The organism is Cryobacterium sp. TS_SC_7 (genome assembly GCF_056156285.1).
In genome coordinates, this window is the sequence record NZ_CM149589.1 from 169455 (window position 1) to 188843 (window position 19389).

General features: G+C 68.5%; 17 protein-coding genes. 6 read left to right on the forward strand and 11 right to left on the reverse strand.

What is annotated here, in order from left to right; translation table 11 throughout:
- The first annotated feature begins 140 nt into the window (after nt 1–140).
- Entirely contained in the window at nt 141–3779 is a 3639-nt protein-coding gene (metH, locus tag AC0J5J_RS00750; RefSeq protein ID WP_474898984.1) for a methionine synthase, read from the forward strand.
- Here metH and AC0J5J_RS00755 read toward each other — a convergent pair.
- Genes AC0J5J_RS00755 through AC0J5J_RS00765 form a run of 3 tightly spaced genes read right to left on the reverse strand, consistent with a single transcriptional unit; the run spans nt 3667 to nt 7102 of the window.
- Nucleotides 3667–4557: an ECF transporter S component gene (locus tag AC0J5J_RS00755; RefSeq protein ID WP_474898985.1), complete on the reverse strand. Its 891-nt coding sequence runs from the start codon at nt 4555–4557 to the stop codon at nt 3667–3669. The genes metH and AC0J5J_RS00755 overlap by 113 nt on opposite strands.
- Nucleotides 4554–6569, reverse strand: coding sequence for an ATP-binding cassette domain-containing protein (locus AC0J5J_RS00760; protein WP_474898987.1), 2016 nt, complete (start codon nt 6567–6569; stop codon nt 4554–4556). The genes AC0J5J_RS00755 and AC0J5J_RS00760 overlap by 4 nt, the downstream gene beginning before the upstream one ends.
- The gene (locus tag AC0J5J_RS00765; protein WP_474898988.1) at nt 6569–7102 is read right to left on the reverse strand and encodes a hypothetical protein; all 534 of its coding nucleotides are present in this window, start codon (nt 7100–7102) and stop codon (nt 6569–6571) included. Before AC0J5J_RS00765 ends, AC0J5J_RS00760 begins: the two co-directional genes overlap by 1 nt.
- Before the next feature lie 171 nt (nt 7103–7273).
- Between AC0J5J_RS00765 and AC0J5J_RS00770 the strand changes: the two genes are divergently transcribed.
- A complete protein-coding gene (locus AC0J5J_RS00770; RefSeq protein ID WP_474898990.1) occupies nt 7274–8515 on the forward strand; it encodes an alkaline phosphatase PhoX in 1242 nt (413 codons plus the stop codon).
- A gap of 17 nt (nt 8516–8532) precedes the next feature.
- Here the strand turns inward: AC0J5J_RS00770 and cls are convergent, their stop codons facing one another.
- Both cls and AC0J5J_RS00780 read right to left on the reverse strand, forming a co-directional pair.
- Nucleotides 8533–10002 carry a cardiolipin synthase gene (cls, locus tag AC0J5J_RS00775; RefSeq protein WP_474898992.1) on the reverse strand — a complete coding sequence of 490 codons (1470 nt, stop codon included), beginning with the start codon at nt 10000–10002 and terminating at the stop codon, nt 8533–8535.
- A gap of 79 nt (nt 10003–10081) precedes the next feature.
- Nucleotides 10082–10549: an Lrp/AsnC family transcriptional regulator gene (locus tag AC0J5J_RS00780; RefSeq protein WP_134422534.1), complete on the reverse strand. Its 468-nt coding sequence runs from the start codon at nt 10547–10549 to the stop codon at nt 10082–10084.
- 125 nt (nt 10550–10674) lie between these two features.
- Between AC0J5J_RS00780 and AC0J5J_RS00785 the strand changes: the two genes are divergently transcribed.
- Nucleotides 10675–11706 carry an ornithine cyclodeaminase gene (locus AC0J5J_RS00785; RefSeq protein WP_134422536.1) on the forward strand — a complete coding sequence of 344 codons (1032 nt, stop codon included), beginning with the start codon at nt 10675–10677 and terminating at the stop codon, nt 11704–11706.
- A 5-nt stretch (nt 11707–11711) separates the two neighbouring features.
- A complete protein-coding gene (gene ctlX / locus AC0J5J_RS00790; RefSeq protein ID WP_474898994.1) occupies nt 11712–12659 on the forward strand; it encodes a citrulline utilization hydrolase CtlX in 948 nt (315 codons plus the stop codon).
- Between the two features lie 29 nt (nt 12660–12688).
- On the opposite strand, the gene AC0J5J_RS00795 is transcribed toward ctlX, so the two are convergent.
- The 3 genes from AC0J5J_RS00795 to AC0J5J_RS00805 are packed head-to-tail and all read right to left on the reverse strand — an operon-like array spanning nt 12689 to nt 14895.
- Nucleotides 12689–12916, reverse strand: coding sequence for a hypothetical protein (locus AC0J5J_RS00795; RefSeq protein ID WP_474898996.1), 228 nt, complete (start codon nt 12914–12916; stop codon nt 12689–12691).
- Nucleotides 12917–12921: 5 nt separating this feature from the next.
- Nucleotides 12922–14361 carry a glycosyltransferase family 2 protein gene (locus tag AC0J5J_RS00800; protein ID WP_474898997.1) on the reverse strand — a complete coding sequence of 480 codons (1440 nt, stop codon included), beginning with the start codon at nt 14359–14361 and terminating at the stop codon, nt 12922–12924.
- 12 nt (nt 14362–14373) lie between these two features.
- Nucleotides 14374–14895 carry an alpha/beta fold hydrolase gene (locus AC0J5J_RS00805; protein WP_474898998.1) on the reverse strand — a complete coding sequence of 174 codons (522 nt, stop codon included), beginning with the start codon at nt 14893–14895 and terminating at the stop codon, nt 14374–14376.
- Between the two features lie 433 nt (nt 14896–15328).
- On the opposite strand from AC0J5J_RS00805, the gene AC0J5J_RS00810 reads away from it, so the two are divergent.
- On the forward strand, nt 15329–16306 hold the full coding sequence (locus AC0J5J_RS00810) for an aggregation-promoting factor C-terminal-like domain-containing protein (RefSeq protein WP_474899000.1): 978 nt from the start codon (nt 15329–15331) through the stop codon (nt 16304–16306).
- A gap of 45 nt (nt 16307–16351) precedes the next feature.
- Here AC0J5J_RS00810 and AC0J5J_RS00815 read toward each other — a convergent pair whose 3' ends face one another.
- From AC0J5J_RS00815 to AC0J5J_RS00825, 3 genes are read right to left on the reverse strand one after another with little or no spacing between them, the layout of a single operon-like run.
- Nucleotides 16352–17062, reverse strand: a complete 711-nt coding sequence (locus AC0J5J_RS00815; protein WP_474899001.1) for a hypothetical protein — start codon at nt 17060–17062, stop codon at nt 16352–16354.
- Nucleotides 17063–17092: 30 nt separating this feature from the next.
- Nucleotides 17093–17344, reverse strand: a complete 252-nt coding sequence (locus tag AC0J5J_RS00820; RefSeq protein WP_474899002.1) for a permease prefix domain 1-containing protein — start codon at nt 17342–17344, stop codon at nt 17093–17095.
- Nucleotides 17341–17682 (reverse strand): PadR family transcriptional regulator, encoded by a 342-nt coding sequence (locus tag AC0J5J_RS00825; RefSeq protein ID WP_134422781.1) that lies wholly within the window; start codon nt 17680–17682, stop codon nt 17341–17343. Before AC0J5J_RS00825 ends, AC0J5J_RS00820 begins: the two co-directional genes overlap by 4 nt.
- Before the next feature lie 169 nt (nt 17683–17851).
- Between AC0J5J_RS00825 and AC0J5J_RS00830 the strand changes: the two genes are divergently transcribed.
- Nucleotides 17852–19372, forward strand: coding sequence for an HNH endonuclease (locus AC0J5J_RS00830; RefSeq protein WP_474899004.1), 1521 nt, complete (start codon nt 17852–17854; stop codon nt 19370–19372).
- The last annotated feature ends 17 nt before the right edge of the window (nt 19373–19389 follow it).

Sequence of the window (19389 nt, forward strand, 5' to 3'; positions counted from 1 at the left end):
AACCACGCTACTCGCCGGGGTAGCCGGAAAACAGATGGATTTCCGCGATCGTCCGGGGGGAGTGTGCCCGAGGCCCTGAGGCGGAAGAAGCCCGGCGTAACACGGGACAGGCCCGCGCGCCACGCCTCTAAACTGGCCGGATGACGCAACCCCGTGCCCACGACGCCCTGCTCCCCGACGCCGCCGCACCGGGCTTCGTGAACGCCGAGCGACCGGTCCGGGCCCAGGCCCTGCTCGACGCGCTCGCCGAGCGGGTCGTCATCGCCGACGGCGCCATGGGCACCATGCTGCAGGAGCACAACCCCAGCCTCGACGACTATCAGCAGCTCGAGGGCTGCAACGAGATCCTGAACGTCACCCGGCCCGACATGATCGAGGCCATCCACGACGCCTACCTCGACACCGGTATCGACGCGGTGGAGAGCAACACGTTCGGTGCGAACTGGTCGAACCTCTCCGACTACGACATCGAAGACCGCATCGAAGAGCTCGCCCGCCTGGGGGCGGAGATCGCCCGCCGGAGCGTGGAGGCCTTCGAGGCCCGCGACGGCCGGATGCGCTGGGTACTCGGCTCGATGGGGCCGGGCACGAAACTGCCCAGCCTCGGCCACACCACCTACGCCCACCTCAAGGCGACGTTCGCCGAGCAGGCACGCGGACTCATCCGCGGCGGCGCCGACGCCTTCCTGATCGAGACCTCCCAGGACCTGCTGCAGACCAAGTCCGCGGTGAACGGGTGCAAGCAGGCGATCGCGGAGACGGGCATCCGTCTGCCGATCTTCACCCTGGTCACGGTCGAAACCACCGGCACCATGCTGATGGGCAGCGAGATCGGCGCGGCGCTCACGGCCCTCGAGCCGCTCGGCATCGACGCGATCGGCCTCAACTGCGCGACCGGACCGACCGAGATGAGTGAGCACCTCCGCCATCTCTCCACGTACTCGCACGTGCCCGTCATGTGCATGCCCAATGCCGGCCTGCCGCAGTTGACCGCCACCGGGGCGAGCTACCCGCTCACCCCCGACCAGCTGGCCACGGCGCACGAACAGTTCGTCAAGGAGTTCGGCCTGGGTCTGGTCGGCGGATGCTGCGGCACCACCCCCGCGCACATGCAGGCGGTCGTCGACCGGCTGCGGGGCACGCCCGTGCGCGCCCGCCGCATCGAGGAGGATCCCGGCGTCGCCAGCCTCTACCAGCACGTCAGCTTCGACCAGGACGCTGCGTTCCTGGCGATCGGGGAACGCACCAACGCCAACGGGTCCCGGGCCTTCCGCGACGCCATGCTCGAGGAACGCTGGGACGACTGCGTCGACATCGCCCGCGCCCAGGTGCGCGACGGCGCCCACCTGCTCGACGTCTGCATCGACTACGTCGGGCGGGACGGCGTCGCCGACATCCGCCAGGTGGTGTCCCGGCTCGCCAGCGCCTCCACCCTGCCGCTCGTGGTCGACTCGACCGAGCCCGCGGTGCTGCAGGCCGGCATGGAGCTCATCGGCGGCCGCCCGGTCGTCAACTCCGTCAACTTCGAGGACGGCGAGGGCCCGGGCTCCCGCTTCGGCCGGATCATGCCGCTGGTCACGGAGCACGGCGCGGCCGTGATCGCGCTGACCATCGACGAGGAGGGCCAGGCCCGCACCGCGGAGCACAAGGTGCGCATCGCCACCCGGCTGGTCGAGACCCTGGTGAACGAGTGGGGTATGCGGGTCGAGGACATCATCGTCGACGCCCTCACCTTCCCGATCGCCACCGGTCAGGAGGAGACTCGCCGGGACGGGATCGAGACCATCGAGGCGATCCGCCGGATCAAGGCCCTCTACCCGGGCATCCACACCACCCTCGGTGTCTCGAATGTGTCCTTCGGCCTGAATCCCGCTGCCCGGTCGGTGCTCAACTCGGTGTTCCTGCACGAGGCCACCGAGGCCGGGCTCGACTCCGCCATCGTCAACTCGGCCAAGATCGTGCCGCTGGCGTCGGTGCCGGACGACCGGCGCAAGGTGGCTCTCGACCTGGTCTGGGACAAGCGCGAATACGACGCCGAGGGCAACCTGAGCTACGACCCCCTGGCGGCCCTGCTCGACCTGTTCGCCGGGGTCGACTCGGCCGCGCTGAAAGACGAGCGCGCCGCCGAGCTCGCGGCCCTGCCGGTGGGCGAGCGCCTCGAACGCCGCATCATCGACGGTGAGGCCAAAGGGCTCGAGGGCGACCTCGACCTCGCGCGGGCCGGCGGGCAGAGCGCCCTCGACATCGTCAACGTGCACCTCCTCGCCGGCATGCAGGTGGTGGGCGCGCGCTTCGGCAGCGGCGAGATGCAGCTGCCGTTCGTGCTGCAGTCGGCCGAGGTGATGAAGACCGCGGTCGCGCTGCTCGAACCCCACATGGAGAAGTCCGCGGCGGCCGGCAAGGGCACCATGGTGCTGGCCACGGTGCGCGGCGACGTGCATGACATCGGCAAGAACCTGGTCGACATCATCCTCACCAACAACGGCTACGACGTGATCAACATCGGCATCAAGAAGACGATCACCGAGATCATCCAGGCGGCCGAGGAGCACAATGCCGACGTGATCGGCATGAGCGGGCTGCTCGTCAAGTCCACCGTGGTGATGAAGGAGAACCTGCTCGAACTGAACACCCGCGGGCTGGCCGAAAAGTGGCCGGTGATCCTCGGCGGGGCCGCCCTCACCCGGGCCTACGTCGAGGAGGACCTCGCCGAGCTGTTCGGGGGCACCGTGCGCTACGCGCGGGACGCCTTCGAGGGGCTGGCCCTGATGGAGCCGCTGGTCGCCGTCGCACGCGGCGCCGACCCGGCATCCGTGGGTCTGCCGCCGCTCAAGAAACGCATCCACAAGCGCAGCCTGCTCACCGTCACCGAGCCGGAGGCCATGCCGGCCCGCTCCGATGTCGCCGCCGACAACCCCGTGCCCGTTTCGCCGTTCTGGGGCACCCGCATCGTCAAGGGGATCGCGCTGGCCGAGTATTCCGCTTTCCTCGACGAGCGGGCCACCTTCATGGGGCAGTGGGGTCTGAAGCCCAGCCGGGGGGAGGACGGCGCGAGCTACCAGCACCTGGTCGATACCGAGGGTCGCCCCCGGCTGCGCTACTGGCTCGACCGCATCCTGGCCGAGGGCATCCTCGACGCCTCCGTCGCCTACGGCTACTTCCCCGCGTACAGCGAGGGAGACGACCTGGTCGTGCTGCACCATGGCGACGACCCGTCCGGCGTGCTGGGTGTGCCCGGCCTGCTCGCCCCCGACGGCGGGTCGGGCGCAACCGTGGGCAGCGAGCGCCTGCGCTTCTCCTTCCCCCGGCAGCGCCGGGACCGGCACCTGTGCCTGGCCGACTTCGTGCGGCCACGAGACTCCGGCCAGACGGATGTCGTCGCCCTCCAGCTGGTCACGGCCGGCGCGAATGTCGACACCGTCACCGCGAAGCTCTTCGCCGAGAACAAGTACCGCGACTACATGGAGCTCAACGGCCTGACCATGCAGCTGACCGAGGCCCTCGCCGAATACTGGCACTCCCGGGTGCGCGGCGAGCTCGGCCTGGGTGCGGAGGACCCGGCCGAACTGGCCGGCATGTTCAAGCTCGAATACCGCGGTGCCCGCTTCTCCCTGGGCTACCCGGCCTGCCCCGAGATGGAGGACCGCCGCAAGGTGGTCGAACTGCTCAGGCCCGAGCGGATGGGCGTGATCCTGTCGGAGGAGCTGCAGCTGCACCCGGAACAGTCGACGGATGCGTTCGTGTTCCACCACCCGGAAGCGAAGTACTTCTCGGTGTAGCCGCTCGGGCGGGCCTGCCCGGCCTGCCCAGCTTCGCCCGGCGCAGCGCGGCGAGGGCGGCCGGGCCCACCAGCAGGATCCCGACCGTGGTGGTCACGGCGCGCACGGTGTCCCAGGTGAGGGTCGAGGTCACCAGGGTGTACAGGGCGAAGGATGCGACGTTCTCGCCGAGCGGGGCATCCGCCGCATAGGACACGTCGGTGCCCGTGCCCACGGCGAACGGCCAGAACCAGAGGTTCATCACCAGGCCGAACAGGTAGGACGCCGCCACACCGTAGGCCACCAGCGCCGCGATCTCCAGACGCGGACGACGGATGCGCGGCAGCAGCGCCGCCCCGGCCCCCACCCAGCCGCAGGCGAACATCTGGAACGGCGTCCACGGGCCGAACCCGCCCCACAGCACCGAGGACACCGCGATGGTGAGCAGGCCGAGCAGGAACCCGAAGCGGGCGCCGTAGGCGCGCCCGGCCAGGATCAGCAGGATGAACACGGCCTCGACGCCGCCCACACCCATGCCCGCGATCCGTACCGCCGCACCCACCGCGGAGAGCACGCCGAGCAGGGCAACGGTCTTGGCCGTGTACATCTCCCGGTCGAGGGTGAGGGCGAGGGCGACGAGCAGGGCCGGAACGAGTGCGAAGGCCACGATCGGGGCCGCGGCCTGGGCGTGCTCCGGCAGGGCCGCGGCGAAGAGCGGCCAGGCGAAGCCCGCGGCGGCGAGGAGGCTGCCGCCGCCGAGCACCCAGCCCGTCCAGCCTGTCTCGCGGGGGTGCCTCACGGTCGCACCGGTTCCGGTTCGGCGAGCAGCCCGGCGGCCATGACGACCGTCCGGGTTGCCAGGCACCGGGCGAAGTCCCGGTCGTGGGTGGCGAACAGTACCGCGCTGGTTTCGCTGGAGGCGCGGAGCAGCGCGGCGGCCACGAGCACCCGGGCCTCCGGATCGAGTCCGCGTGTGGGTTCGTCCACCAGCAGCAACCGCGGCTCGGCCGCCAGCTGGATGGCCATGACCAGGCAGAGGCGTTCTCCGGCCGACAGGTCCCGCGGGTGCCGCCGCATCAGTTGCGCCGCCTCCGTGACGGAGCCCAGCCCAAGCAGGTTCGCGAACCGGGCCGCGGTCCCGGCACCGGCCGCGGGCCGCAGCCGGCGGTCGGCCCGGCGGCATTCTTCGGCCACCGTGACGGCGAAGAGCAGATCGTCGAAATTCTCCGGAACCAGGGCCACGGCGGTTCGCCGATCCCGCCGGCGCATCGCGGCCACGTCCCGCCCGGCGACTATCACGCTCCCGGGGTTCGACGGCAGAGCGATCGCCCGCAGCAGGCTGCTCTTGCCGGCGCCGTTCCGCCCTTCGAGCGCCACCAGGTCGCCGGCCCAGAGCTCCAGCGAGACGTCGTCGACCGCCCGCTCGCTCCCGTGCAGCACCGTGAGGTGACGGATGCCGGCGAGCCGTTCCGCAGGCCCGGTGGCTGTCGCCCTCGACCGCGTCCTCGATACCTCCGTCGACTGCGCCGTCGCTGCCGACGCCTGTGCGGTCTCTGCTGCGACCAGCGCACTCGGCCGTTCCCCGGGACCGAGCGCGTGCACGCGCGCGCCGCGCACCTCGAGCCAGGCATCCGCCGCGCTCTCCCACTCTCGGGTGTTGTGCTCGGCGACCACGACGCAGACCCGGGCCTCGTGGGCCAGGCGTTCGAGCACCTGCACCACGCGCTCCCGGGCCGGGGTGTCCAGATCGGCCAGCGGCTCGTCCACGAGCAGCAGGATCGGCCGGTTGATCAGGGCGGCGCCGATGGCCACCAGACTGGCCTCGCCGGCCGAGAGCGCGTCGATACCCCGGGCGAGCAGGTGCTCGATCTGCAGCCGCTCGGCCACCTCGCGCACCCGCTGTTCCACGATCACGGCGGCGACTCCGCGCACCGCGAGGGCGAAGCCGATTTCATCCCGCACGGTTTCGGCCACGAACGAGAGCCGCACGTTCTGGCTGACGAGCCCGACGAAGCCGGCCGTCTCGCGCGGGGGAGTGGCGGCGCGGTCGACGCCGCCCACCACGACCCAGCCGTGCTGGGTGCCGTCGTCGAAATGCTGGAAGAGCCCGCTCAGACTGTGCAGCAGGCTGGTCTTACCCGACCCGGTCGAACCGACGATCACAGTCAGCGTGCCCGGGGCGAGATCGAGGGTGAGACCCGTCAGCTGCCAGCCGTGCTCGTTCTCGCCGGGGCCCTCGAAGCCGAGGAAGGCATCCGTCATCACCACGGGCTTCTCGCACTCGGCGGGGGCAGTGCGGTTTGCGGCGAACCCCCGTACCTCCATCGATGCGGCCAGGCAGAGGGCCCGTTCCACGGTCTGCTCGAAGACGGGCACCAGCAGGGCCGGAGCCGAGCGTTCGCCGCGCAGGGCTCCGGCCGTGCGCACGCGGCGCACGGATTCGATCAGTGCGGGAAACGTCGCCCAGGCGATCACGAGCGACCGGGACAGGGCGCGCAGCGGGCCCCGGTCGGCGCCGCGGGCGAAGAGGCGCCGCACGTCGATCAGCGCGTTGAGCAGGCCGAACGTGAGAATCACCAGGGCGAAGGGCAGCGCACTCAATGCTGCGTTGCCGAGGCCGCCGGTGGTGACGGGCCCGAACAACGCCACGTGGCTGAACGGCCCGCCGAGCGGCAGGCGCGGCAGGTCGACCAGCAGCTGCCCGCCGCCGGACGCCCCGCCGAAGGCCACGCGGTACATGACCCGGATGCCCACGAACGCCCCTGCGAGCAACGCCGCCGCGCGCAGGGGAGCGATCCGGAAACGCAGCACTAGTTTCCGGGAGTGGGCGTCTCGGTGCCGGTCGTGAACACGAGTCCGACGGACTGGCCCGGCTCGAGCGCCAGGGTGCCGATGCCCTCCTGGGCGTACTCCCACTCCGCGTCGGCGGCCGGTTTCACCCAGAGAGCCCAGTAGGCGGCCGCGGCGGGCATGGACTCGCAGGATTCGGTGAACGGGGTCTCGCCCGCCACCTCGATGGTCTCGTCGGCGGACGGGCGGTCGTTCACGCGGCAGACCACCTGGTCGCCCCACTCCACGGTGCCCTCGGTCGTCACACCGGCGGTCTCCATCACCGTGCTCGCCGCGATGGTCTCAGCTGCGCCGGTGTCGACGCAGTCCGTGATCTCGGGGGCGTCGAGCGCGCCGAAATCGACGACGACGCTCACGCCGGTACAGGAGCCGTCGCCCGGTGCGGCCGTGGCGGAGGCGGTGGGGGTGGTGCCGGTCTCGGGAACAGTGCTGGCGCATCCGCTCAATGCCAGCGCCCCCACGAGAGTCAGGGTGGCGAGTGCAGTCAGCTTCATGCGCTCAACAATAGCGAGCGCCCGGCACCGGCCCGGCACTGTTACGCGCCGCGACGGGGCACCCGGAATTCACCGGGTGGACACCCGCTGGACGCCGTTCGACCATCGCCCGCCAGACGGCCCGATTACGGTCGATGGCGATTCACCCACACCTCACGAAGGAGTTTCGCCTTGCGTAAGAAGATTGCTGTTTTCGCCCTCACCGCCACCGCCACTGCCACGGCAGTCGTCGGCATCGCCCCCGCCGCGCTCGCCGCGAACGGCGCCTTCGATTTCGTGCCGCTCGCCGGTTCCGCCTACAACCTCGGCAGCACCGACTGGACGGTGCCCTATTCGGTTCCGGAGGGCTTCACCCAGACCCTTGTGCAGGACGAGACCGTGCTCGACGTCTACCCCGGTACCGACGACCTGCACGATATGAACACCCAGAACGAGACCGGTCACCAGGCCGGCCGTTACCTGTACAACACCCACGAGGTCGGCTCGAACGGCGCCGTCTCCGTGACCGACCTGAAGACCGGCGCGGTCAGCGTCATCGCGCAGCGCGCGGACTGGGAACACCTCGACGGCATCCGCTGGACCCCGTGGGGCAGCCTGCTCATCACGGAGGAGACCGCCGGCGGCAAGGTCTTCGAGCTGTTCTTCGCGAAGAAGGACCCGACCACGGTTGAGCGTATCGAGGAGCGCACCGAACTCGGCGCGCTCCGTCACGAGGGTATCGACGTCGCGGCCGACGGCTCCGTCATCGTCATCGACGAACTCGACGGCGGCTCGATCTTCAGGTTCGTGCCGACCGTCCGCGGCGATCTTTCCTCGGGCCAGCTGCACGCTCTCAAGATCACCGGGTTGACGGATGCCGCACAGACCTGGAACCCGGCCACCTTCACCGAGAAGGTGGGCGCCTTCGAATGGGTAGCCCTCGACCAGGAACAGGTGCGTGTCGACGCAGACGCTGCGGCCAATGCCGTGGGCGCCACCGAGTTCGGTCGTCCGGAGGACGTCGAGATCATCGGCCAGACCCTGTACGTGGCCAACACCTCCGAGGAGCGCGTGATCGCGATCGACCTGAAGAAGCGCACCGTCAGCAGCTTCGTCGAAGCCGGCGTGAACGTGCCGGTGGAGGACAAAGCCGCCGGGATCAGCGGGCTCAACAACCCGGACAACCTCGCCGAGGGACCCGACGGCGCCCTGTGGATCGCGGAAGACAACACCTTCAGTGACATCTACCGGGCCGACAAGGACCGGAACCACGACGGAGCGTCCGACAGCGTCGAACTCTTCGCCTCGCTGACCGACGCCGGCGCGGAGACCACCGGGATCTACTTCGGCAAGAACCCGAAGGAACTGTTCGCCACGGTGCAGCACCCCGACAAGGACCTCGCCGACGGCATCTGGAAGATCACCCGCGACTAGGCACCAGCGCAGGCAGGCTACTGCAGGGCCGAGGTCAGCCGGGCGAGGCCGTCGAACACGGTCGCGCTGCGCGGCTCCCGGTTCCACTCCGCCAGGGTCAGCTCCCGGCTGACCTCCCGGTAGCCTGCCTCGACCTCCCGCATCCGGTCGACGAAGGTTCTTCCGCGCACCATCAGACAGGTTTCGAAGTTGAGGATGAACGAGCGGATGTCCATATTGCTCGACCCGATCACGGCCACATCGTCATCGATCGAGAAGTGCTTGGCGTGCAGAATAAACGGCGCCGGGTACAGCCAGATCCGCACGCCCGCGTTCAGAAGCGCCCCGTAATAGGAGCGCTGGGCGTGGTACACCGACGCCTGGTCGCCGATCTCGGAGACGAAGAGCTGCACGTCCAGTCCCCGCTGGCGCGCCGACGTGATCGCGTACATCATCGCCTCGTCCGGCACGAAATACGGGCTCGTGATGATGATGCGCTCCTGCGCGGAGTACAGCAGCGCGAGGAAGAGGCGCAGGTTGTTCTCACCCTCGAAACCGGGGCCGCTGGGCACGACCTGGCAGTCCAGGGCGTGCAGTGACGTGTCCCGCCAGACGGTGTCGGCGGGAACGAGCTCGTGCAGGAGCTCGTCGGTTTCGCTGTACCAGTCCGAGAGGAAGATCGCATTGATCCCGCCGACCACGGGCCCGGTCACCCGGGTCACCAGTTCCTGCCATTGCAGCCCGCGCTTGAGGTTCTTCTCCGCGAGATAGCTGCGGTCGATCAGGTTCTGCGAGCCCATGTAGGCCACCCGGCCGTCGACGACGACGATCTTGCGGTGGTTGCGCAGGTCCGGGCGCTGATACTTGCCCTTGAACGGCTGCACGGGCAGCAGGAAGTTCCACGCCACGCCGATCCGGTCGAGTTCGGCAAAGGCCTCCCGGTGGCCGACGGTGCGAATGGATGCCACGTGGTCGAGCAGCACCCGCACCCGGACTCCGCGTTTGACGGCGGCTTCCATGGCCGCGAAGAAGTGCTTCGTGGTGTCGTCGAACGAGACGATGTAGAACTCCACGTGCACGAAGTCCCGCGCGGTGTGGATATCGGCGGCCATCGCCTCGATGGAGGTGTTGTAGTCCCCGATCAGTGTCGCGTGGTTACCTCCGACCATGGGCACGGCGCCCAGATGGCGGTTGAGCTCCACGACCGAGGCGAACCACGGCGGCCAGGAGTCCCGGTCGTCGACGAGGTCCGTGGTCGGAGAGCCCTCGGCGATCATCCGGTTGATCTCCGTCTGCTTCTCCCGGCGTTTCCGGGGCAGCTTGGGGCTGCCCAGGAGCAGGAAGAAGAAGATCCCCACGAAGGGGATGAAGAAGATCGCCAGCAGCCAGGCCATCGCCGCGGTCGGCTTGCGGTCGCGGGGAATGATGATCAGCGCTGCGATACGGATGACCAGGTCGACCAGGAGCAGGCTTGATCCGACCAGGATGGTGGTCTCTTGTGGGTTCATGGTCTGCACACTCCCCGTGCCGTGGTCGAAGACGCTGGCATGAATGTAGCGCGGGTGAGGCAGGGCGGCGCGGACGGTGTCAGGACTGCGAGAACCCTCGGGTTCCCGGGAGCTCGTCGGTCGACACCGAGCTGAGCAGCAGGCTGGTCTCGCTGTTGAGCACACCCTCGATGGAGCGCACCTGCCCGAGCAGGCGGTCGAAGTCGGCGAGGGTGTCGGTGCGCAACTCGGCGACGAGGTCCCAGCCGCCGTTGGTCGAGTGCAGGGCCTTCACCTCGGGAAAGCCGCGCAGGGAGTGAATCACCTTGGTGATCGCGCGCCCCTCCACCTCGATCAGGGCGATGGCCCGGATGGAGTTCGGGTCGCGATCCTCCCGGATCCGCACGCCGAATCCCACCACGGTGCCCGAATCGGTCAGGCGTTTCAGTCTGCTGTTGATGGTCGACCGCGTGACGCCGAGGTCGCGGGCGAGGCCGGCCACGGGCTCGCGGCCGTTCACCCGGAGGGCGGACAGCAGGCGGCGGTCGAGGTCGTCGAGGACATACATTGCTCACAGTGTATATAGACGCTGAGCATAATGTGAGATCCTCTACGCAGATTGCGGCAGAAAACGAATGGCGGCTACACATCGCCCATGTCTAGGGTTGGAAGCCTGATCGAGGGGAGTCGCACGTGGTGCGCTTTGTAGACGTAGGAAACATCAACCGCTGGGCCGCCGAGACGGGGGTCGAGCGCATCCTCACCGACATGGTCGAGTACCTGGAGCGGGACTTCCGGCGCTGGCCGATCTTCGACAAGGCGCCGCGCGTGGCCAGTCATTCTCCGCTCGGCGTGATCGAGCTGATGCCCACGAGCGACGGCGTCACCTACGGCTTCAAGTACGTCAACGGACATCCGTCGAACCCGTCGCGGGGCCTGCAGACCGTGACCGCGTTCGGTGTGCTCGCCGACGTGCAGAGCGGCTACCCCACCTTCTGGTCCGAGATGACCGTTCTCACGGCCTTCCGCACCGCCGCGACCTCGGCCATGGTCGCCCGGGCCCTGGCCCGCCCGGACGCCCACACCATGGCCATGATCGGCACGGGCACGCAGTCGGAGTTCCAGGCCCTCGCCTTCCGCGGGCTGCTCGGCATCAACCGTTTGCGCGTCTGGGACACCGATCCCGAGGCCATCGCCAAATTCGTGCGCAACCTGGCTCCGCTCGGTTTCGAGATCGTCGTGGCCACGGGGGCGACGGATGCCGTCACCGGCGCCGACGTGATCACCACCTGCACCGCGGACAAAGCGAACGCCACCGTGCTCACCGACGCCATGGTCGGCCCCGGCGTGCACATCAACGCCATCGGCGGCGATTGCCCGGGCAAGACCGAACTGGACGCGGGCATCCTGCACCGCGCCGACGTCTTCGTGGAATTCACCGCGCAGACCCGGATCGAGGGTGAGATCCAGCAGATGCACCCCGATTTCCCGGTCACCGAGATCTGGCAGGTCCTCCTCGGCGAGGCCGCCGGCCGCACCTCGGCCGAGCAGATCACGGTCTTCGACTCCGTCGGTTTCGCCATCGAGGACTTCTCGGCGCTCCGTTTCCTGCAGGATGCCGTCGATCAGACCCCGTTCTACACGGACATCGACCTGGTCGCCGACCCCGATGACCCGAAGGACCTCTTCGGACTGGTCACCGCCGGCGCGCCCGTTCTCGTCTGACCCTGGTGTCCGTTCAGGCTCCGTCAGCCGTTCTCCTGATCAGGCCTCACTTCTTCACGCCGAATCCGGAGACGGCGCACGATAACGCCTTCCAATCCCGGGATGCCGGGCACGACGCCGCGCTGGTGGCCGAGGCAGCCTACGCCGAGGTGACCGCGGTGGCCGAGAAGCTGGAAGCCCACGGCATCGCCGTGCACCTGTTCGACGACGACGGCCCGGGCCGCCCGGACAGCGTGTTTCCCAACAACTGGATCTCCACCCACGCCGGGGGACACGTGGCGCTCTACCCGATGCACGCGCCGAGTCGGCGCACGGAGCGCCGGGGCGACATCGTCGAGATGCTCAAACAGCGCTACCGCGTGCAGGACGTCGTCGACTACTCCGGGCTCGAACTCGACGACGTCTTCCTCGAGGGAACCGGTGCGATGGTGCTCGATCATGCGGCGCGCATCGCCTACGTGGCCCGTTCACGACGGGCCGACCCGATCGCGCTCGAACGCTTCTGCACGAACTTCGGCTACGAGCCGATGGCCTTCGACGCCCTCGACAGCGCGGGCACCGCGATCTACCACACCAACGTCATGATGTGCATCGCCACGGATTTCGCACTGGTGGGTCTGGGCCTGATCGAGTCGGCCACCCGGCGCAGCCAGGTGGTCGAACGCCTGTCTGCGGAGGGCCGCGTGGTGATCGACCTCGGGCCTGAACAGATCCGCAACTTCGCGGGCAACGCCATCGAACTGCACGGCAGAAATGGCCGGATGCTGGCACTGTCCGAGCGGGCGCTGGCCAGCCTCACGGTCACGCAGCGGCGCACCATCGAGCAGAGCTGCGCGATCCTTCCGCTCTCCGTGCCCACCATCGAGCTCGCGGGAGGATCCGTGCGGTGCATGGTCGCGGGCATCCACCTCGATCGGCGCTCGGTGCTCCTCAGCCCGGCCGCCGCGGCCTGAGCCGGATCGGGGGACTCCGGGCGAAGGCTCTAGACGAGTTCGTCCGGATGAATGCTCCGGGTCTCACGCCGCCGGTTCCGGCCCGGAAGCCATTCCAAGGGGTGCAGCTTGGGCAGGATTTTCGCGGCCGCGAGTGCCGCGTACATCACGGTGTTGATCGCGACGAATGCCGTGAGGATGGCGAACTCCTCCGACTGCAGCACCGACGAGGGAAGAATCAATCCGGTCGGAACCAGGTGGGAGAGTGCGTTCATCATCGGGATCAGGCCGTCCGCTGCAGTTGTTCGGTGGGAGCGTCGCGGGCGACGTGGACCCACTCCGCCTGTCGGCCGAAGGTGATGTCGAAAATGCTTTTGAGGTAGACGAAGTCGAGGAACACGTCGAAGAGAAGCTCGGGCAGCAGGGTCAGCGCCAGCAGCCGGGCACGCGGACCGCCCGCCCAGACCGTGACGACCCGTTCGGCGAGGAAGACACTACCGAGGCCGAGCCAGAACGGGAACCAAACCCAGGAGTCAATGGCCAGGATGGTCACCAGCAGCAGGAGCAGGAACGAGCCGAGGGCGATGACGCTGTAGCCCAGGCCCAACTGCTGGGCCCAGTACCGGAACGTGGGTGGCGATATCCCATAGGCGCCGATGTTCTCCAGCGCGCCACGCTGCCACCGCAGGCGCTGCATCCACAGGGTGCGCAGGGTCGGCATCACTTCGGTGACGACCGTGCATTCCGAGGGGGAGATGATGAGCGCGCCGAGCGACTTGAGGGCGATGGTGAGCTCGTTGTCTTCTGTGAGCGCAGCCGTGTCGTAGACGTCCCCGTTGAGCCCGGGAATGCTGACGCCACGGCTTTCCGCCACCGTGCGCAGGGCGCCGGAACGAAACAGCGAGGCGGTGCCGGTCAGCACGAAGACCTGGCCGCGGCGTCGGCTGATCTCGCGGGAATACCGGATGTACTCATTGCGCTGGCACTGGCCCAGCAGTCCGGACCCGTCTTCGCCGTAGAACAGCCCGCCGACCGCCATGAGCGCCCGATCGCTGGTGAACCGAGCAACGGCGGCGGCGAGGAAGCCGTCGTCGAGGGTCGTGTCGGCATCCAGCACCATGATGAGGTCGTTGTCGCCCTGGCCGGGAAGCACGGTTTTCAGGGCCTGATTGAGCGCGCCGGCCTTCTTGTAGGTGTTCTCGCGGGATTCGAAGATCTCGACCCCCAGCGAACGAGCGATGGCGATGGTCCCATCGGTGCAATTGTCGGCCACGACCACGACCCGTTCGGGGCGGTGTGACTGGGCCAGCAACGAGGACAGCGTCGCGAAGATCGATGCCTCCTCGTTGTGGGCGGGAACCAGCACGGTCACTGTCACCGGGCCGGCGAAGACCCCCCGCGTTCGCTCCATCACGATTCCGGCCGAAAGGGGAGTGGTTCGACGGTTGAAGGAGCGGCGAGCCTTGCTCAGGGCGGTTCGTTCCAGTGCGGCGATCCCCGCGGCGAACAGGACGGCAAGGGCGATGGCGGCGAGAATGACCCGCGGCGTCGGAGCGGCGAAGTCGTAGAAGACCCGCCACCGGTCGAGGAACAGCACATCGGAGGGCGCCTCGCCCGCGATCGGCGAACCAGACGCCACGACGAACCACAACAGGGTGGCCGCACCACCGGCGACCAGCGCGATGACCAGGCCGACGCCGCGTTCAAAAGTCTTTGCCCCCATGAGCAAAGGATATCAGTCGAGCGTTACCGTGCCGGTGCTGCCACTGCCGCTGCTCCCGCCGCGGAAGAACCCGATCGCCGCCTCCCGGAACGCGCGTGACGTCGGGGCGTTGACGTGGTTGCGTCCGGGAACCTCGAAGAACTGGCCGTTCGGTGTGGCCGCGGCCAGCGCCCGTGAAGCCTCGAGGATGCTGTCCTTGCTCCCGGTGGCGAACAGCACCGGCTGTGCGGGGGCGTTGGCGGCACCCGGCTGGGGGCCGCCACGCATGCCCTCGACCAGGGCCACGAGGGCCGTGAGGTCGTTTCCGGGCAGTGCGCGGGCCATGGTCAGGTAGGCGCCGGTGAGACGGTCGTCGACCTCGGTGCCGTGCTCGATGTGAGCGCGGGCATCCGTGACTTTGAAACGTTTGAGAGGGTCATCGTCGGGGATGCCGCCGAGCACGGCCCGCGTGATGCGGCCCTCCAACTCGCGGGCGGCCTGCCAGCCCACCCGGGCGCCGAGCGAGTAGCCCGCGTCCAGCCGGTCACGTGCCAATTGGTGATCCCGCTGGAGGCGAAGCCGTGCACGGCGAGCACGGTGGGGGCGGTCGGATCGCCGAACTCGTAGGTGGCCAGGTTGACCCCATCGGTCGAATAAACGAAGCGGTGCGATGGTGCGGTGCGGATTGACATCACCGACCATTGGACCACGAAGTCACGCACTGCACGCCCACCCCAGGCGCCCACCGAATCGGTAAAAGGGCAATCCCACCACCCCGCCCTCTCAGTACTTTGCCAGCTTTAAATGAGGATTTATCCAGTAACCGCGTGAAGTATTGCAACTTCGCCCGGCCGGGACCCCGACCGTGGAACGTCGAACAAGAACCGTGAGCGCAGCCGCACGAGCGATTCGCCCTGTGAAAGTTATGCCAAACTCTGATTCGTCTTCTCGCCACACTGACCCACTCTCCGACCTTTTTCCCAGTTCAATGGGAGATTCTGACGCACCTGCCACCGAGTCGATCGCCATTCTGGGTACCGATATCGGGTTCACTCGCCACCGCGAAACGCACCGGCGGCGCTTACGCAGCCGCCTTCTGATGGCCGGCTCGGTCCTCGCCGTCGGTGCTGTCGTTGTCAGCGGATTCTCCGCCCAATCCGCCGCGCAGGCCGCCGCAGCCGAAGAAAAAGAGCGCCTCGCCGTGACCGCCGTGCTGGCGAAGGCCACCGGGCCTCACCCCGAGCAGGCCGGGAGTCTCGCTGGCGTCGTCCCGGCCCATGCGTCCGCAAGCGCGCGCACCACCCTGGCCGGTGCCGGCGGCGTGATCGCGGCCGCCCAGGGCAAGACGGATGCGACGGCTCTCTCGAGCACCGTCGCCTCACTCAGCGAGTACACGCTTCTGGCCCCCGAGCGGGTCTTCGATCTGGTGGAGCAGGTCAACGCCGAAGCCGAGGTCGTGAAGGCCTCGACCGCGGAGGCCGACCGTGTTGCCGCGGAGCAGGCGGCCGCGGCCGCCGCAAAGGCTGCGGCGGATGCCGCGGCCGCCGCCCAGGCGCAGGCTGCGGCTGCCGCCCGGGCCAGGGCTGCCACACCGCCGCCTTCTGCTCCGGCCCCGAAGCCCGCCGCTCCGGCTCCTGCCCGCCCTGCCGCCCCCACCAACCCCAGTGGGGCCCAGGCCATCGCCCGGGACATGATGGCGGCCAAGTACGGTTGGGGGGCCGACCAGCTCGGCTGCCTGGTGAGCCTCTGGAATAAGGAGTCCGGCTGGAACGTGAATGCCTACAACGCGTCCAGCGGCGCCACCGGCATCCCGCAGGCGCTTCCCGGCAGCAAGATGGCCTCGGCCGGAGCCGACTGGGCCACCAACCCGGCAACCCAGATCTCCTGGGGTCTGGGCTACATCGCGGACCGCTATGGCAACCCCTGCGGGGCCTGGAACAAGTCGGTGGCCTCTGGTTGGTACTGAGGTCGGGTCGCGCTCGCGCCGACCGGTCAGTGGCGCACTGACCGGTCAGTGCGCCACTGACCGACGGGACTTCAACCATCCGTCGATAGCGTTCCAGAGGGACACTCCGACCACTCCCGCTCCGAGCAGAATGGCCAGGATGCGGCCCACTTCCGACGGTACATTCCCTCGGCCGAGGGTGTAATCCACGAATTCCGGGTTGAACAGCTGACTGGTGATCAGCAGGTACAGGATCACCGTCGAGAAGACGACGGCGAGCACCGTGTTCAGCCACGCGAAGCCGGTGGTCCAGCCGTGGCGCGCGTAGACCGCGATCGCCAGGGCTGCTTCGAATGCGATGAGGATGAGCATTCCGCCCGGCCACCACGGCCACAGTTCGGAATTGAGCACCGGCATCGCAGTGGTCTGCGATCCGAGGCCGACGCCGATGTCCACGCCGTTCTCGGCGACGAGGACGAATCCGATGGATCGGTCCCAGAGCAGAGCGCCCGCGGCGAGGCCGAGGAACGCCAGCGAGGCGATGAGGTCGCCACGCCCGGCACCGGTCTCCTGCGGCTCGGGAAGCGCATCGAGCGTCCATCGTTCGCCGGTGTCGGCCCCGGTGCGCTCCAGGATGATGAAGACCAGGGTCGTCCAGAAGCCGACGTGCACGATCGTTCCGATCGCGACGGAGAACAGGGTGCCGATGGTCTCCGCGATGGGCGCATCGGCGATGAGCTGCGCAATCAGCACGCCCACGACAGCCGTGACGGGCACGATGGTCCAGAGCAGTTTCAGCAGCCTCCACTAGGTGAGGTAGTACCTGGGGCCGATGAGCTGCAGGGGGCGGTCGGCGTAGCTGGCGGCCAGCACATCCGGATCGCCGAGGGCCGTGAGCACGGCGCGCTCGGCGTCCTGCCGCACTTCGCCCTGCTCAAGGCGTGCTTCGATGTCGTCGGCGATGGCGGCCGAGAGCTCGGCGCGAACATCCGCCTGTGCGTCCTGTCGAAGAGTGCGCACGGTCGCGGAGATATAACGGTCAGTCAGAGTGGCAGTCATTCAGTTCTCCCATGGGTGAGGGACGCGATCGCTTCGGTCAGCGCGGCCCATTCGGTTGTGAGAGTGTCGGCCAGTCGGAGGCCGGCGGCCGAGGTGAGGTAGAACTTGCGAGGACGTGATTCCTCGGTGTTCCATTCGCTCGTCAGATAGCCCTGCTTCTCCAGACGGCGAAGCAGGGGATAGAGCGTGTTGGCGTCGGCGGCGAAGCCGTGCCGGGCCAGATCCTCGAGCAGCCCGTACCCGTAGCCGGCATGGCGGAGAAGGTGCAGGCACGCGAGCACGATCGTGCCGCGCCGCAATTCAAGGAGTTGCGGGTCGAAGTCGTCACTATCCTTCATGCAGCTCACAATACTGTGCACCGCACACTATCGTCAAGAGTCAGGTGGTTTTCCTGGATCCGGTTGCCCCGTTCGGATGCGCAGGCCTGAGATGAAGTAACTTCGATGAAATTAGAACTTAGTGTCTTCTACTCTAGAATATGCATTCTAACAGTGCTAAACTTCTGATATGGACAACCTGGCCGATCTCAGCGACATCGAGGCCTTTGATAGTGGGCGTGTCGATGTCGAGAGCATTGATATCGAGGAGCTCGACGACGGCGGCGCGTTCGGCATCGTCACGGCCGAATCGTCCGGCGACGCTGCCTCCCTCGATCGGAGGATGCGCGTGCTGGCGGAGCTGGTTTCCGCGGCCGCTGCCGCCGATCGACTGCTCGCGTCGGTGGCGGCGGCGCGGGCCGAGGCGGTCGACCAGGTGCGGGCCTGGTGCCTCGCCAACGAACTCGCCGCCGAACGTGATCGGGCCCGCCGGGCCACGCTGGCCCAGGCCGCCGAGCGGGGGCTCGCGGCCGATCTCGACAGCACGCTCGACAGCACGCTCGACAGCACGGTCGACAGCACGGCAGAGAGCGCCGCCGACAGCGAGGCCGTGTCGGCGGGCGTGGCCGGCACCCGGTGGGACGCCCTCGAAATCGCCTACCGCACCGCGGTTTCCGAGCTTGCCTGTGCGCTGCACATCTCGCAGGCCTCGGCCTCCAACCTCATATCGCAGAGCGAGGCCCTCACCGGCACGTTCACGGCCGCTCGCAATGCCCTCGCCACCGGCCAGATCAGCTACGCGCACGTGCGGCTGCTGATGGAACATGCAGCGTCCCTGCCCGAGGCAGCCCGGCCCGAATTCGAGGCCAGGATGCTGCCCGAAGCGAAGCGGCTCACCGTGGCCCAGTTCGACCGCACGGCCCGCCGGGTGCGTGAGAAAACCCACCCGGAGTCGATCACCGCCCGCCGGGCGAAGTGCCAGTCCGACCGCACCCTCGTGTTCGAGCCCGCCTCCGACGGCATGGGCTGGCTGCACAGCTACCAGCAGCTGCCGGTCGCCCAGGCGATTTTCCACCGCGTCAACGACATGGCGGCCAGCCTGCAAGGCCCCGACGAACCCCGCACCCTGGCCCAGCTCCGGGCGGATGCCTTCGCGGCCCTCCTGATCGACGGCGTCACTCCCGCGGGGCTCGGCCGGGGCATCCGCGCCACCGTCAATGTGACGGTGCCCGTGCTCACCCTGCTGGGCCGCAGCGACGAGCCGGGTCACCTCGAGGGATGCGGTCCGATCGACCCCGAGACGGCCCGCGAGCTGGCTGCAGGAGCCCCGAGCTTCACCCGCATCCTCGTTCATCCCGAGACCGGGGTGATGCTGTCGGTCGGCCGAAATCAGTACCGCGTGCCGAAAGACCTCCGGCGGCTCCTGGTGATCCGAGACGAAACCTGTCGATTCGCCGGCTGTAACCGGCCGGCGGCCCGAGCCGAGATGGACCACACCCACGAGTGGCAGGCCGACGGGATCACCCGCTACGACAACCTCGCCAGCCTCTGCGCGCCCGACCATCGGTTGAAGACAGAAACCAACTGGGCGGTGACCCAGTCGCCAGGCGGCGAGCTGCACTGGACGGCGCCCAGCGGCCTGCACTACCGATCGGAACCCGCGATCCCGTTCGAGCCTCCGGGCGACGTGGCCGATCCGCCGCCCTTTTAGGCCGTTCTGCACCGGAG

Coding starts and splice junctions, on each gene's coding strand:
- AC0J5J_RS00820 (WP_474899002.1), bottom strand. CDS start 17,344: ATGACTGCCACTCTGACTGACCGTTATATCTCCGCGACCGTGCGCACT.
- AC0J5J_RS00795 (WP_474898996.1), bottom strand. CDS start 12,916: ATGATGAACGCACTCTCCCACCTGGTTCCGACCGGATTGATTCTTCCC.
- AC0J5J_RS00810 (WP_474899000.1), top strand. CDS start 15,329: ATGGGAGATTCTGACGCACCTGCCACCGAGTCGATCGCCATTCTGGGT.
- AC0J5J_RS00765 (WP_474898988.1), bottom strand. CDS start 7,102: ATGAAGCTGACTGCACTCGCCACCCTGACTCTCGTGGGGGCGCTGGCA.
- AC0J5J_RS00830 (WP_474899004.1), top strand. CDS start 17,852: ATGGACAACCTGGCCGATCTCAGCGACATCGAGGCCTTTGATAGTGGG.
- AC0J5J_RS00780 (WP_134422534.1), bottom strand. CDS start 10,549: ATGTATGTCCTCGACGACCTCGACCGCCGCCTGCTGTCCGCCCTCCGG.
- AC0J5J_RS00825 (WP_134422781.1), bottom strand. CDS start 17,682: ATGAAGGATAGTGACGACTTCGACCCGCAACTCCTTGAATTGCGGCGC.
- AC0J5J_RS00800 (WP_474898997.1), bottom strand. CDS start 14,361: ATGGGGGCAAAGACTTTTGAACGCGGCGTCGGCCTGGTCATCGCGCTG.
- cls (WP_474898992.1), bottom strand. CDS start 10,002: ATGAACCCACAAGAGACCACCATCCTGGTCGGATCAAGCCTGCTCCTG.
- metH (WP_474898984.1), top strand. CDS start 141: ATGACGCAACCCCGTGCCCACGACGCCCTGCTCCCCGACGCCGCCGCA.